Here is a 14,273-nt window from a genome sequence, read left to right as displayed (position 1 = left end):
TTACCTCCTGATTAGGCTCAAGACCTCGGCGCGCGAGGCCGCGTTCTTCTGAAAGCCGCCGCGCACCGCCGAGGTAGTCGTGATCGCGCCGGGTTTACGGATCCCTCGCATCGCCATGCACAGGTGCTCGCACTCAACCACCACGATCACCGCGGATGCCCCCAGCTTCTCGACGATCGCGTCAGCCACCTGCCCCGTCAACCGCTCTTGGACCTGCGGCCGCTTCGCGTACAAATCGGCCAGGCGGGCCAGCTTAGACAGGCCAGTGACCTTGCCGTCTTTGCCCGGGATGTAGCCCACGTGCGCCTTGCCGTAGAAGGGCACGAGGTGATGCTCGCAGGTGGAGTAGATCGGGATGTCGTGGACGAGGACGAGCTCCTGGTGGTTCTCCGCGAACGTTTTCTCCAGGACCTCGGTGGGATCGGTGTGCAGCCCGGCGAAGACTTCCTCGTAGGCACGCGCCACGCGCGCTGGCGTTTCCTTCAAGCCTTCGCGGTCCGGGTCCTCGCCCACCGCAATGAGCAGCTCACGTACCGCGGCCTCGGCGCGCGCCTGGTCGAACTTATTGGTCATTGTTGGTGTCCTCTGCGTTGCTGGTTTCGCCGTCCTCTTTCCGGTGACGCGGCAGCCTGCGGGTCGTGTCCTCGGACGGGCGGTAGTAGGAGTCGGTGGGGCGCTCGTTTTCCGGCAGGCGGAAGCCGATCTCCTCGGTCTGTTCTGGCTGCTCCGGCTTCTCTGGCTTTTCTGGCTTTTCTGGCTGGGGCGCGTAGTTGCGCATGCCAGGGTGCTGCTGCGGCTTGGGCTCCTCTGCGTCCGCGTCGCTTGCGCCCGGGTAGGTCCAGCCCGGCGGCGGGGTCGGCCCACCGTAGGTCGGGCGTGAGCCGCCCTGGGGCGGGGTCCACGCGGTGGAGCCGTTGCCTGTGCGCTTGGGGCCCTTGTCGCGGGCGTCGCGCTCCCGCTGGCGGCGCTCACGTGCGGCGCGGGAGGCGTCGAGAAGCGAGAAGGGCTTCGGCGGCTCCTCGCCGCGTTCCTTCGCAAGCTCCACCGGCGTCTTCACCGGCTCGCGGCCCGGCTGCTGGCCGAAGCGGATGTCGTGGGCGGGCAGCTCGGGGCGGACCGGCTCGATGCCGTCGAAGAGTTCCTCGAGGTCCGGGCGGCGCAGCGTTTCCTTCTCCAGGAGTTTGGAGGCCAGAGCGTCGAGCTGGTCGCGGTACTTCTCCAGGGTGGAGTAGGCGACGGTATGCGCGGCGTCGAGAAGCGATTGCATCTCCTCGTCGATCTTGGCGGCCACCGCTGGCGAATACTCGAGCGAGCCGCCGGCACCGCGACCGGAGAAGGGATCGCCCTGTTCCTGGCCGTACTTGACCGCGCCGAGCGCGGAGGTCATGCCGTACTCGGTGACCATCGCGCGCGCGATCTTCGTGGCCTGCTCGATGTCGTTGGAGGCGCCGGTCGTGGGCGCGCCGAAGACGAGCTCCTCCGCGCTGCGTCCGCCCATGGCGAAGACCATGCGGGCGAAGAGCTCATCGCGGTTGTACATGCCCTTGTCGTCCTCGTCGGCGGTCATGGCGAAGCCGCCGGTGCGGCCGCGGGCGAGGATGGTGACCTTGTAGACGCGCTCGATGTCTTTGAGCGCCCAGGCGGCGAGCGTGTGCCCGCCCTCGTGGTAAGCGGTGACCTTCTTCTCGTGCTCGGAGATGATCTTGGTGGAGCGGCGCGGGCCGCCAATCACGCGGTCGGTCGCCTCCTCCAGCGCGTCCGGGGTGATCACGTTGCCGCCGATGCGCGCGGTAAGCAGCGCGGCCTCGTTGAGTACGTTGGCCAGGTCCGCGCCGGACATGCCGGCCGTGCGCTTGGCCAGCGCTTCCAGCGAGACGTCCTTGGCCAAGGGCTTGCCCTTCGCGTGCACCTTGAGGATCTGCTCGCGGCCGGCCAGGTCCGGGTTGGTCACCGGGATCTGGCGGTCGAAACGGCCCGGGCGCAGCAGCGCCGGATCCAGGATGTCCGGGCGGTTGGTCGCCGCGATGAGGATGACGCCCTCGCGGTCGCCGAAGCCGTCCATCTCCACCAGCAGCTGGTTCAGCGTCTGCTCACGCTCGTCGTGGCCGCCGCCCATACCCGAGCCGCGCTGGCGGCCGACGGCGTCGATCTCGTCGACAAAGATGATGCAGGGGCTGTTCTCGCGGGCCTGCTTGAACAGGTCGCGCACACGCGAGGCACCCACGCCGACGAACATCTCCACGAAGTCGGAACCCGAAATGGAGTAAAAGGGCACGCCGGCCTCGCCCGCCACCGCGCGCGCGATCAGCGTCTTACCGGTACCGGGCGGGCCGTAGAGCAGCACGCCGCGGGGGATCTTCGCGCCGAGCTTTTCGTAGATGCCCGGCTCCATGAGGAAGTCGACGACCTCCTGCAGCTCGTCGACGGCCTCATCCGCGCCCGCGACGTCCTCGAAGGTATTGGTCGGGTTGTCCTTGGTCAGCTGCTTCGCCTTGGAGCCGCCGATGCCGAACATGCCACCGCCGGCCTGCATCCGGTACATCAGGTAGAAGATCAGACCGAAGACGATGATCATCGGCAGCATGAAACCAAGCATGGACAGCAGGAAGGACTCCTGCGTCACGTTCGTCTTGTAGGTGTCCGCCCCGGACTCGCGCACGGCGGCGAAAATCTCCGGGGTGGTACGCGCCGGGTATTGCGCGGACACCGCCTCGACGCCCTCGCGCTCCTCCACGGTGATCGGCTCGCGCAGTTCAATGCGGACGCGCTGCTCGCGGTCGTCGATCTGGACGTCCTTCGCGTTGCCGTCGTGAAGCTGCTGGATAGCGACGGAAGTATCGACCTGCTGGTAATTGCGGGTGTCATCGCCAAAGAGGGTGAGCACGTAGAGCAGGACGAGCGCGACGGCGGCGAAAATGCCCCACCGCAACACATTCTTGTTCTTAGTCATACAGTTTTTAGGTTTAGCCTGTTCTCACTAGAAAATTGCCCGGGTTACGCATCCTCGTCCGAGTACACGCGCGGGTGCAGCGTGCCGACGTACGGCAGGTCGCGGTAGCGCTCCGCGTAGTCCAGGCCGTAGCCGATCACGAACTCGTTCGGGATGTCGAAGCCGACGTCGAGCAGATCAATCTGCGCGGTCTGCACCTCCGGCTTACGCAACAGCGTGATCACCTCGAGGCTCTTTGGGCCGCGGCCGCGCAGGTTCTTCAGCAGCCAGGACAGGGTCAGGCCCGAGTCGATGATGTCTTCGACCACGAGCACGTCGCGGTCGGCGATCTCCTTGTCCAAGTCCTTGAGAATGCGGACCACGCCGGAGCTGGTGGTGGAGTTGCCGTACGAGGAGACAGCCATGAACTCCATCTCCGCCGGGATGGAAAGCTTGCGGGCGAAATCCGTGAGGAAGAAGACCGCGCCTTTGAGCACGCACACCAGGATGAGGTCCTGCTCCGCATCCTTGTACTTCTCCGAGATCATGTCGGCCAGCTCCTGGATGCGGTCCTGCAACGCCTCCTCGGTCAGGAGGATGGCCTCCACGTCATCGCCGTAGCGGTTGGCGGGGACGTTGAAATCCTTTTCGGTGTGCAGCTCGGTCATTGTTGGGCCCTTCCATCTCCTGTTGGCTTACAACTCCTTCATACTGCCACCTACTCACCTTGCGCGACAACAAGGCCCAGGTCATCGGTCAGTAAGTTCGAGCTCGCCGTCGACGCGGCGCACACGCACGCCGCGCGCCATATCGACGCCGACCTGTCCGTGCCAGTGGGTGACCAGCCGCTCGATGGCGTCGAGTTGGGCGCCGTTGGGGTGAATGTCCTTGTCGACCAGCCAGGCGTGGATCCGGGAGCGGCGCAGCACCGCGGGCAGCGCTGCGAGCTCCTCGCAGCGCATGGTGCCGGTGGGTCTGGCGAGCTCGCGGATGGCGGCGTTGCTTTGCGCGATCCGGTCGGCGGTGCGCGCGAGCGCGGGGACGGCGTCGCCGCCCAGCAGCTGGGTAAGCGCCGGGATGATCTGGGTGCGCATGGCGACGCGTCGGTACGCCGGGTCCCGGTTCATCGGATCCTCCCAGGTGGCGAGGCCGAGCTCGGCGCAGGCACCGACGGTGTCCGCGCGGCGTAGGTGGAGGAAGGGGCGGACGAGCCGCCCGGCGCGCGCTTCCATGCCGGCGGGGTTGCCGCGCAGGGCACCCAGCAGCAGGGTCTCGGCCTGGTCGTCGGCGGTGTGTGCCACCCAGACTTCGGTGTCGGAAGCGAAGAGTGCGGCGTAGCGGGCCTGCCGGGCTGCGGCCTCGAGGTTGTCGCTTTTGTCGACGTCTACCGTGACAACTTCGGCAGAGATGCCGAGCGCGCGGGCCTGCTCGGCGGCACGCCTGGCGACGTCCGCGGAGCCGGGCTGCAACCCGTGGTCGACGACCACCGCGCGGGCTGGTTGCTGCTCCGCTGCCGCCGCGGCCACGAGCGCGAGGGAGTCCGGTCCGCCGGAAAGCCCGATGGTGACTTCTGCGTCGGTGCGGTGTGCGCGCACGGCGCGTCGGCAAGCGAGGAAGCGCGGGCAGGTGCGGGGCCAAAAGGGCTGCGTTGCCATTGTTTAGAAGTCGCGCAGGATCGAGGCGAGCTCGTCCATCCCGCGGCGGGCCTCAAGGATGGAGGAGTCGTTGGAGATGAAGGCGAAAGTATAGACGTTGCCCGCCTCGCTGGTCACCGTGCCGGCGAGCGCGGAGGTCTCGTCGAGCGTGCCGGTCTTCGCGCGCACCCAGCCGCGGCCGGGGAGATCCTCGTAGCGGGTTTCCAGCGTGCCCTCGCCAGCGGCGACGGGCAGGGTGTCCAGCAGGTCGCGCAGCGGCACCTCGGTCGCAGCCTGCATCAGGACGGTGTCGAGGAGGGCGGGCGCGATCCGGTTGGTATCGGACAAGCCGCTGCAGTCGGCCAGCTCGGTGCCGCTGAGATCCAGGCCGTGCTCGGCGAGCGTGTCGAGTACCGCCTGCGGCGCATCCGTGGTGCCGCGCGCGAGCGCCACCTCGCGGCCGATGGCCTCGGCGTAGACGTTGTCCGAGTTACGCATCATCACCCGCATCCGCTCGGTCAGCGTCGGCGACTCCACCGACGCGAGCACCTGCGCGTCTGCCGGGGAAGGCCCGTCCGCGACCGCGGCGTGCTCCGCGCCGAGGCGGTTCGCCAGCGCCTGCGCCACCTCGAGCGCCGGCGTATGGGAGCGCGGCACGTCCCCCTCCGTATTGCCATCCATGCGGCCGCCGGAAAGCATCGCCGGCTGCAGAGGCGCCACGTACCCTGCGTCAATGTTTTCCGGGTCCCAGGTCTCGGGGAACTCGGTAAAACCCTCCCAGAGCGAGGTATCGATGGTGACCGAGGAGACTTCTTCCCCCTGCATCTGCGCCGCCAAGTCGTCCAGGGCGTCTGCGTCCAGCCACACGTCGCCGCCTGCCAGGATGGTCACCTCGCCCGGCTCCGCACCGCGCACCACCGCAGTCGGCAGCGTGTCCTCCGGGCCCAGCTGGTACAGAGCCGCAGCTGCGGTCAGGACCTTGGTCACCGACGCGGGCCGCAGCGGCACGTCCGCGTTGCGGTCCAGGACGACCTCGCCCGTGTTGACGGAGGAAATCCGGGCGTGGAAGGTGCCGAGGTCGGGGTTGGAAGCGGCGGGCGTGAGGGCGTCGATAAGCAATTGCTCGTCGATGTCACTGCCCTGCGCGGGCGCGAGCAGCGGCGGCGGGGCGGTGAGCGAATACGCCGGGGCGTGCTCCAGCGACGCCAACTCACGCTGCGCCGCGATGCCGAAGCCCGCCGCGGTGCCGACCGCTGCCAGCGCAAGCGCGCCAACTACCCAAGACCATACTTTCATCGGCACCAACACTAGCCCACGTATGATGGGGAGCCGAACCACAACGATTAGAAGGAGCAACACATGGCTACCGAGGTCATCATCGAAATCCCTAAGGGCTCGCGCAACAAGTACGAGCTCGACCACGAAACCGGCCGCGTCTACCTCGACCGCTACCTGTTCACCCCGATGGCCTACCCCGCTGACTACGGCTACATCGAGCACACGCTTGCCGACGACGGCGACCCGCTCGACGCACTGGTCATCCTCCCCGAGCCCGTCTTCCCCGGTGTGACCGTCAAGGCGCGCCCGCTCGGCGTCTTCAAGATGACCGACGAGGCCGGCGGCGACGACAAGCTGCTCTGCGTCATCGACGACGTCCGCTACGAGCACTACCAGGACATCGACGACGTCTCCCAGTTCCTCAAGGACGAAATCGAGCACTTCTTCGTGCACTACAAGGACCTCGAGCCGAACAAGGAAGTTTCCGGCTCCGGCTGGGGCAACAAGGCTGAGGCCGAGAAGATCCTGCAGGACGCGATCGAGGCGTACAAGAAGTAGGGCTTCTGTTGGGGGTTGGCCCGGGCTTGCCGGTTTTTGGCGGCCCGGGCCTTTGCTGTTTGTGGGGGTTACGTTGCAGGGGCGGTTTTGGGGAGCACGTTGCGGACCCGAGGATGGTAACCAGAGGATGGGAACGTAAGGATGGTAATCGGCCGAGTAGCAGCCGCGTGCCCGGGAGCCGTTACTCGGTTGATCACCATCTACTGGTTACCATCCTGGTTTTTCGGCGCTGGGGCGCGCTTAGAAGTTCGGTGCCGGAACGCCCGGGATCATGTCACCGGCCCAGGCCCAGCCGGCTCCGAGGATGCCGATGAGTGCGAGCAACAGCGGGATCACGATCGCGGCGATAATACCCGAGCTGGAGCCTTCGGCCGACCCAGTTGCGCTGTCGGACACTTCGTCCTGACCAGGAGCTTCCGTAGTCGTCTCGAAGGTAGCGGTCACCTCCGTCGCCGTTGCGGAAGAAGCCTCGGCGGTGGTCGTCTCGGTCTCTGTCTCAACCGGGGCTGCGGTGGTGCTGGACGGCGTCGTCGTCACCGTGGTGGTCTCGGCGGGTGCTGCGCTGCGGGTCGTCCACGGCATGCTGGGCTCGGTCTGCGTCGGCTCCTCCACGTCGACCGGGGTGAGCGTCGTCGACGTCCTAAGCGACGTCGACACCTCGGCCGCAGACGAAGTCGAGCGCGTCGTTACCGGCGTCGAGCGCTCCGCAGGCTTCTGCGAAGTCGTCGTGGCCGGCGCGGACTCAGATACAGACGTCACGGTTGCCCGCGAGGTCGCCGTCGTTGCGGTAGAGGTCGTCTCCGTCACGGCCTGCGTTGTGGTTGTCGGTGCCGGGCGGCTGGTGCGCGTGGTCAGTCGCGAAGTCGTGGAGACCGTCGGCTGCGCCTTGGTCGTGGTAGCCCGCGTCGTTGGCATCGTCGTCGACGACACCGCGGTCGTCGTCGTGGAGGCCCGCGAGGTGGTGCTGGCCGCCGTCGTAGTCGGCGCGGCCAGTTTCCGCTCCAATGTGGCTTTGTTTGCGAGGGCTTCGCGGAGGGCGGCCTCGTAGACGTCGGCAAGCGCTTGGTCATCGATAATCACGGCGTTGCGGTGCTTCCGCGAGTACTCAGCGACCGCCTGCTTCGCTTCCGCAAGCGTCTCTGGCTTCGGCACGGTAATCGAGGTCGGCGCCGCACTCGTTGTTACGCGGGGGCGCTCGCTTGTCGACGACGACGCCACCGTCGTCTGCTCCTGCCGCGTCGGCGTCGCTTCCGGCGTTGGTTCAGCGGACGTCTCGGTGGTCGGTTCTGGTGTCGGCTCTGGTTCCGGTTCCGGTGATGGCTCCGGCGTGGGCTCGACGGATGTCTCGGTCGTCGGCTCCGGTTCCGGCGTCGGCGTGAACTCGGTCGTCGGTTCCGGCGTGGGCTCTGGTTCCGGTTCAGTCGACGGCTCGGTGGTCGGGTCGGGCGTCGGCTCAGGCTCCGGTTCCTGCGTGGCGGTCGGCATCGGCTGGCCGTTCAGGCGCCGCAGATCCGGGTGGGTCTGGATGAGAACCTGGGCGTCGAACTTCGTCGGTAAAGTCGCAAACTTTCCTCCGGTCGAACCGCTCTTCATCAGCGTGTCGACGCACGAGTGCGCAAGCCCCATTGCATGCCCCACCTCGTGAGCAAGCGTCATCACCATGCTCGCGTGGTGAATGCTTGCCGGGTTGTAATACAGCGATTCGTTGAGGATGACGCGCGGGTTATTCCCGGGCATTCCCTTCTGACGGCCAGCTACCGTACCGCCGATTGGCCCAAGCTCCACCGTCACTGCTTCTGGGTCGCGGTGGTCAACGTACTCGACGCGGAGCAGTCCCCCGGTAGCGTCGATCCACGCATCCATAGCTTCCTTCAGGTGCGAGCCGTAGGGAGTGGTGTTGTAAAGCTTCAGCGTGTTTCCGCGGATATTGCTGTGGTGAGGGCCGAAAAAGTACCGGTTGACGTCGGTAATTTCCTTCCCCTGCTTCACCTCTCTGATTGCGGTCATGCAACGTGCATCCCGTGGGTTTTTAATCTCCCCTTCGTACGCATCCGCAGACGGTGCACTAACTAACAGCGAGCCAGCGCCGAGGGCAACGGCGCACGCGGTGGCAAGAAGTTTACGGGGAAACACGGTGAGACAAACAACCTTTTCGTAAGAGATAACTCACTTGACTCTTAGAAAGAATACAGGTTTGAATCGCCATTAGCTATTCGCGAAAAGACGAAAGCGACGCAGGTCACGGCGGTACCTGCGTCGCTTTCTAGGCATATGGCTGTGTGACGGCTCCTACGCCTGCATCGTCCGGTGCCTGCCGAGCGCGGCTCCGAGGAGGATCAGGATACTGCTCACCGCAAGCGGCACCTGTACACCGTGCCCGCCCGTCTTGGGCAGATTGCCTTGGCGTACGTTGGCGAGTTCCACGTACACCTCCGACGGTGACTGCTTCTCGTGGACAGCAAGGAGATTGACCGCGGCGCCTCCGGCGGCTACCTCAACCGATGCATTCTGTTGTCCAGCAGAAGGGCCATTAAGCCTGAATTTCACTGGCGCAGTCAGCAGGCTGTATCCCGCAGGCGATTGCGTTTCCACCAGGAAGTAATCCTGCCCAGGTTCCAGCTCGGCTGTGAAGTACCCTTCTGCGTTTGTTTGATCCATTGCCGTCAAGAGCTCTCCCAAAGAGCCGTCGGGCTGCACAGCGTGGATTGCAAACTTCGCACCGGTCAACGGCGTCTTCTGCCCATTAGCCTCGACCTTGATCAAGTTAAACTTGATCCCGCAGTCCTCCGACCCACCACTCTGTTCGTCCGGCACATCCGTGTTATTTCCGGGGTTATCATCGCCATCGTTGCCAAGAATCGTAACCTTGTTCGGCGGGGTCGCCGGTCCTGCTCCGCACTTCCCTTCGGAACCGCCGGGCAACGGCTGCTTGAGCTTCGCCTGAATCGTTACGGTTGCCTTATCTTTTGCAGCCAACGGGCCGTGGATAGCCAATACCTGGTTCCCGTTGACCCAGTTTTCTTTCTGGCCAATCCAACCGGGCGCAGCATCGGACTTAGCGTCAAGCACGCGAATGTCCTGGTAGTCGTTCGGCACCAAGTCGTTAAGTGTGAAACCAGTCGACCCACAGGGGCCAAGGTTTTCAACTGTGACCTCCCAAGTCACAGTGCCGTCCTTTTCAACCTCAAGGCGCTTCTTTGTCGCCTGCAAATCGGTGCGGGAAGACACAATGGCGTTTGATGCTGCGTCGTTCGACTGCGAGTTGGGCATCGGCACTTCGGCAACGATCTCCGCCCGGAAGCCCTGCGATCCTCCATCGATGATCCTGATCTGGTAGCCCTTTTGCTGACCATTACGGCCGAACCCGAGGTTGCCGTTGCCGTATGTCCAGGCGGTGCCGTAGATGCCGCTTGTGAAGCTCCGCCCGAGCGGATCCCTCACAGTCGACAGGTCAAAGGTCTGCACCGCACCCGTTTCAATATTTACACGTTCCAGGGTCGAAGAACCATTTCGAATGCCGTACACCCAGTTTCCTGAGCCGTCGCCGACGTAGGTGTAGTCGTTAGCCTGTGCCCGCCAAGCGTTCTTCCGTGTTGCGGTCAGTTTGTAGGTCTTGTTCGTCGCGTTCCAGTTTAGGACGTAGATATCCTTCGTACCGGAATCCGAAGAGTTTGAGAATACGTACTTGCCGTCGGCACGAATAACACCGGACGTGATACCACCCCACAAATCGTTTGGCCAGTGCCCCGGTGTCTTGGACTGGATTCCTTCAATTTTGCCCATGTCCTTCACGACACCGTTGAGTGGATTGATACGCAACAGATGCCCTGCAGGGTAGCGAGGGTCTTCGTCATACGTCACGCCTTGGTCCGACGAGCCATCATTGGCCGTGGAGCGAATAGTTTTTACACGTCCCTGGCTGATCGCATACAGATATCCGTCCTTTGGATTATGCGCAAGAGCGTTGTACACCCAGTTTGACGTCGTACCTACGGGCTTAAACTCGGTCGACCCATATTCCTGTGTGAACAGGTCGGTCGTGTTTCGTTCATTGAACGTGTGGTTCGGGTTGCTGTGGGCCGAACGTGCAACCCACACCGTGCCACCCTGAGCGGCACACACTTTACCGGCGTCGGCTCCCGGGTCACTCGGGTTGAGTGGCGGAGTGATCTCGGGCCCCTCATCAGTGCTTTCTTCCGCATTGGGGTAGCCATAAACGTCGATTCGCGCCTTCTTCGGATCGGGCACAAATTGTTTGCTCGAAACCGTGGCATAACGCAAGTGCGTTTGGGCATTCGCAGGAATGTCCACAAACACTGGGACGCCATTGCCGTTAACGAACTCGATGACGAGAGGATTCTTGGCAGGATCCGTTGTGTTGAGGGCCTGAGGAGTAGTGATCCGGACGTACAGGTCATCGAATCCCTTAAGCCTGTACTCCCAACCAATCGGTCCACCGGGATCTGTTGGGGCGACTACCTCGTTCCACGGGAGAATTTTCCCCGTCGGTCTCATCGTGTGTGTATCTACGATCCCGTCAATAGCAAACCAGAACTCCTGGTTTTTAAGGTCCGTTTCATACTTCTGATTCGCCGCATTGAGAGAAACTCCGGGTTGTTCGTACCAATAGGTCACTTTCTGGACTGAAGCGCCCTCCGCTCCACCAAGCTTGAAGTCATCCTGGAGAATGTACCTCGGAGTCTTCTTGAAGGAGAGCGCAAGCGAGTGCTGCGGAGAAACGATTTCTCCACCTGTCGGCGTCGAGGTGACCTGCTTCCAGTTTCCGTTCGTCTGGACACCGGTAAGCGCGGGCTCGTTGCTTTTCAGCTGTCCCCAGAGTTGGACGGTGTACGTGCCATTCGGCGGGCCGACCGGGTTCAAGATAATCGTGTCGCCAGCCTGGAAGAAAAGATCAGTCGTGTTCGGCGCCAGCTGAAACTCCTTGTTGTTGGACACATAGTTCGGCGCGCCGTTGTCGCCCCAACTGTATTCGGTAAGGTTGGACAATGTCCGATCCTCTACCGCCTTTCCGTCGCGGACGACGCGAATGCGCACAGGACCTGTAATCGCCTTGGTATTCGACGAATTCTGGTCCTTCTTCACGGCGAATCTGGTCATCTGCCAGGTTCCCGATTCATTGACCGTGAACTTCAACTCCGGGTTGTTATTCACGTTCGTCATTGTCGGAGCTGACACGGTGAGTTCCTGGTCCTGCCAACCGGGAAGCTTCCAGATATCCCCCGGAGGCGCGGCACGCAGCTGCGCCTCGACCTCGAGGTCGAGCTCTTCCTTCGGGTCGTAGCCGGTCTGGGCAAACTCCTGCGAGGTCGGGATGTCCTCACTCTCGGCGATTGCGTAGTCACCCTTGGTGTCAGCCTTGATCTCGATGGTTACATCGACCGGCGGGATCGTGTGCAGCGCGTTCAAGTCAAAGCCAATGAAGGCACCGTCTTCAGTGTTGACCCAGCCGAACTTGTTCCGGTCCAGCTCGCGGCCGTCGGCCGTCACGGAAAGCACCTCGGAGACTTCGCCCTTGCGGGTCAGCGCGAAAATGTTTTCCTCGGAGGCTTTCCAGCCCCACTGCCACAGCTCACCCTCGGAGTCGTGGACGTGCACGGTATCCACGTCGCCCTTGCGTTCGACGGTCACGCCGTCCTGCGTGAGCACGTCCGGCACCAGCGGTGCGATAGGACTCGTGTGCGTTGCGGTGGTCTCCGACGCAATGGATTCTTGCGGTTCAGCGTCGACGGTAGCGGTGCCGAGGCTGGCGTCGTCAAGCTGCTCCGCCGCAACGGAGTCTTCGGCAGACGGGGCCACGGTCGGCTCAGCCACGCCGGCCGGGGCGGTGCCAATCGCCATGACAAGCACAGCCGCCAGCAGCGCACGAACAGGGCGTACCACGCGAGCGCGCGCGGTGGTGTGACGCATCGATGTACTCCTCATTAGTCTTCTGCCTTCCTACGCGTTGCCAGGATCACGCCGAGCAGGACCAAAGCCAGGCCCAGCCCTGCTGCCCAAAGGACGTTCGCGCCTGTGGAGGCCAATCCGCCTCCACGGTTGTTGCTGCCGCCACCCGGGTTGCTACCACCGTTGTTGTTACCACCGTTGCTGCCACCGCCGGGGGCAGTAGTGAGACCGGTGGTCGTTGCCGTCGTGCGGTCAGTTGTGGTCTTCTCCGTTGACGAGGTCACCGTGCGGGTTCGCTCCCCCGGTTCCGAAGGTGTCTTCGGTGTTGCCGGGGGTACCGTCGGTGTCGTGGTCACAGTGATGGTGGGCGTCGTCGGAGAGGTCGAGCCACCCGGGCGGTTGTTGCCCGGCTTGGTCACGATCACGTTGTCGTACTTGAAGCGGTCACCCGTCGCGTTGGCCAGCGGCAGGATAATCAGCTTCGGGTTAGAGAGCCGGTAATCGTAGTTGGAATCTGGGGCCGACTCCTCGAGCAGGTACAGACCGGGCTGCAGGTCCATGAACTGCACTTGGCCATCTTCGCCGGTGGTGAGGGTGGAGATGGTGTCGAGGCCGGTGGCGCGGGCGTCGGCAAGCGACATGTTCCTGGCCGCACTGCGCCCCTCTGTCGTGGTGATGTCGACACCACGCACCTTGGACAGCGTGAACTTCGCGCCGGCGACGGCCGGCGGCTTCTGGCCTGCCGGAATATCGTCGAAGGGATTGGTCGGGGCCTTGCGGACCATCAGCGAGATCGGCTCGTTGACGTCGACGCTCTCCGCCGCGATGTCGCGGTCGTTGCCGCTGATGACGCGGTCGGCTGCGACAGCGGGCAGCGACGCGCCGGCAAGAACCACCGACACCGCACCAGCAGCCGCGAAGTATTTGAGTGTGCGCACTAGGACTTAAACCTCCTCGTTCGAAGCGCCCGCGCGATCGTTTTTCTGCTTCTCGCGCCAAATCCACCAGGCCAAGCCGAGGAGAATCAACAGCGCCAACAGCCCGAGCGCCCACATCCACCACTGCACGGTGCTGGTGGATTCATCGAGCACGCTCGCCTCGTCCGGATCCATTGGGACGCGCTCCGCGTGGACGAGAAGGCGGTGCGTGTTAATGCCGTACGGCGTGCAGGTGATCAGCGTGAGCAGGTCGCGGCCTTCCTCGGCGCGGAGACTGTCGGTCTCCTCAGGCAGGACGACCTCGATGTCGTAAACCTCGTACTTCATCCGCTCGCCGAAGGTGGAGAGGTAGATGGCGTCGCCGACTTCAACGTCCACGAGGTCGTCGAAAAGCGTGGCGTTGGTCAGGCCGGTGTGCCCCGTGATTACGGAGTGGAAGCCCTCACCACCAGTGGGCAGCGCGGAGCCGTAGAGGTGGCCAAGGCCCTTCTGCAGCGTCTCGTCGCGCGTGCCGTGGAAGACGGGGAGGCGGACGTCGATAGCTGGGATGGCCAGCTGCGACATCGCGGAGACGCCCTCCAGGTGGCGCTCGTACTCCTGGTAATCAAGGTTGTCCTCAGAAATGCGGGCGAGCCACGGGTCAAGGATCGGGCCGTCCGTGTGCGAGCGGTTGTATTCCTTGGCCGCTTCAAGCGCCTGGTTGATCTGCTCTGGCGGAGCCTCGACGAGGTCCTCCTCGTACTGCTTCGCCACCTGCTCCTGAACGCGGTTGTTCCACTGGGTGGCGACAACCGGGTACATGAGCACCATCAACCCGGCGAGGATAATGATGACCGGCAGCGCGATGCGCTGGAAAAACGACTTCTGCGCCGGCTTTTGGCGGTGCTTGCTTTCCACAGCTGTGCTCACTGCGCGATCCTTCCTGTGTCGGCCTGAGGGCGGGGAACAAAAACTGGGGCGGGAGTTTTACGCCTTCCCGCCGTAAGGCGTGGGTGGTGATACTGCTGTCAGACATCACCTGTAGTCGGC

At 63.8% G+C, this 14,273-nt stretch carries 10 protein-coding genes; 1 reads left to right on the top strand and 9 read right to left on the bottom strand.

The annotated features are described in order from the left end of the window. From folE to dacB, 5 genes are all read right to left on the bottom strand, one after another. Complete coding sequence (gene folE, locus M3G14_RS11385) at nt 1–573, bottom strand: GTP cyclohydrolase I FolE (protein WP_070790665.1); 573 nt, start codon at nt 571–573, stop codon at nt 1–3. Continuing rightward, a complete protein-coding gene (ftsH, locus tag M3G14_RS11380) occupies nt 563–2,950 on the bottom strand; it encodes an ATP-dependent zinc metalloprotease FtsH (protein ID WP_259926649.1) in 2,388 nt (795 codons plus the stop codon). Before ftsH ends, folE begins: the two co-directional genes overlap by 11 nt. Before the next feature lie 44 nt (nt 2,951–2,994). Beyond that, nucleotides 2,995–3,588: a hypoxanthine phosphoribosyltransferase gene (gene hpt, locus M3G14_RS11375; protein WP_259926663.1), complete on the bottom strand. Its 594-nt coding sequence runs from the start codon at nt 3,586–3,588 to the stop codon at nt 2,995–2,997. Nucleotides 3,589–3,678: 90 nt separating this feature from the next. After that, a complete protein-coding gene (tilS, locus tag M3G14_RS11370; RefSeq protein WP_259926648.1) occupies nt 3,679–4,584 on the bottom strand; it encodes a tRNA lysidine(34) synthetase TilS in 906 nt (301 codons plus the stop codon). A gap of 3 nt (nt 4,585–4,587) precedes the next feature. After that, the gene (dacB, locus tag M3G14_RS11365) at nt 4,588–5,859 is read right to left on the bottom strand and encodes a D-alanyl-D-alanine carboxypeptidase/D-alanyl-D-alanine-endopeptidase (RefSeq protein ID WP_259926647.1); all 1,272 of its coding nucleotides are present in this window, start codon (nt 5,857–5,859) and stop codon (nt 4,588–4,590) included. A gap of 63 nt (nt 5,860–5,922) precedes the next feature. On the opposite strand from dacB, the gene M3G14_RS11360 reads away from it, so the two are divergent. Continuing rightward, nucleotides 5,923–6,399, top strand: a complete 477-nt coding sequence (locus tag M3G14_RS11360) for an inorganic diphosphatase (protein ID WP_038592479.1) — start codon at nt 5,923–5,925, stop codon at nt 6,397–6,399. A gap of 240 nt (nt 6,400–6,639) precedes the next feature. On the opposite strand, the gene M3G14_RS11355 is transcribed toward M3G14_RS11360, so the two are convergent. The 4 genes from M3G14_RS11355 to M3G14_RS11340 form a co-directional block, all read right to left on the bottom strand. Beyond that, entirely contained in the window at nt 6,640–8,406 is a 1,767-nt protein-coding gene (locus M3G14_RS11355) for a hypothetical protein (protein ID WP_259926646.1), read from the bottom strand. Between the two features lie 282 nt (nt 8,407–8,688). Continuing rightward, entirely contained in the window at nt 8,689–12,327 is a 3,639-nt protein-coding gene (locus M3G14_RS11350) for a DUF6923 family protein (RefSeq protein ID WP_259926645.1), read from the bottom strand. A 14-nt stretch (nt 12,328–12,341) separates the two neighbouring features. Continuing rightward, on the bottom strand, nt 12,342–13,244 hold the full coding sequence (locus M3G14_RS11345; protein ID WP_259926644.1) for a SpaA isopeptide-forming pilin-related protein: 903 nt from the start codon (nt 13,242–13,244) through the stop codon (nt 12,342–12,344). Between the two features lie 6 nt (nt 13,245–13,250). Next, complete coding sequence (locus M3G14_RS11340; protein WP_259926643.1) at nt 13,251–14,153, bottom strand: class C sortase; 903 nt, start codon at nt 14,151–14,153, stop codon at nt 13,251–13,253. Between the last annotated feature and the right edge of the window lie 120 nt (nt 14,154–14,273).

Source organism: Corynebacterium sp. p3-SID1056 (assembly GCF_025152525.1).
GTDB lineage: Bacteria > Actinomycetota > Actinomycetes > Mycobacteriales > Mycobacteriaceae > Corynebacterium.
The sequence above is the reverse complement of the archived record's forward strand: the minus strand, read 5'-3'. Positions and strand labels throughout refer to the sequence as shown.

Bases quoted from the DNA above. Each gene is read 5' to 3' on its own strand.
- folE (WP_070790665.1), bottom strand. From the start codon at position 573: ATGACCAATAAGTTCGACCAGGCGCGCGCCGAGGCCGCGGTACGTGAG.
- tilS (WP_259926648.1), bottom strand. From the start codon at position 4,584: ATGGCAACGCAGCCCTTTTGGCCCCGCACCTGCCCGCGCTTCCTCGCT.
- M3G14_RS11350 (WP_259926645.1), bottom strand. From the start codon at position 12,327: ATGCGTCACACCACCGCGCGCGCTCGCGTGGTACGCCCTGTTCGTGCG.
- dacB (WP_259926647.1), bottom strand. From the start codon at position 5,859: ATGAAAGTATGGTCTTGGGTAGTTGGCGCGCTTGCGCTGGCAGCGGTC.
- M3G14_RS11360 (WP_038592479.1), top strand. From the start codon at position 5,923: ATGGCTACCGAGGTCATCATCGAAATCCCTAAGGGCTCGCGCAACAAG.
- ftsH (WP_259926649.1), bottom strand. From the start codon at position 2,950: ATGACTAAGAACAAGAATGTGTTGCGGTGGGGCATTTTCGCCGCCGTC.
- M3G14_RS11355 (WP_259926646.1), bottom strand. From the start codon at position 8,406: ATGACCGCAATCAGAGAGGTGAAGCAGGGGAAGGAAATTACCGACGTC.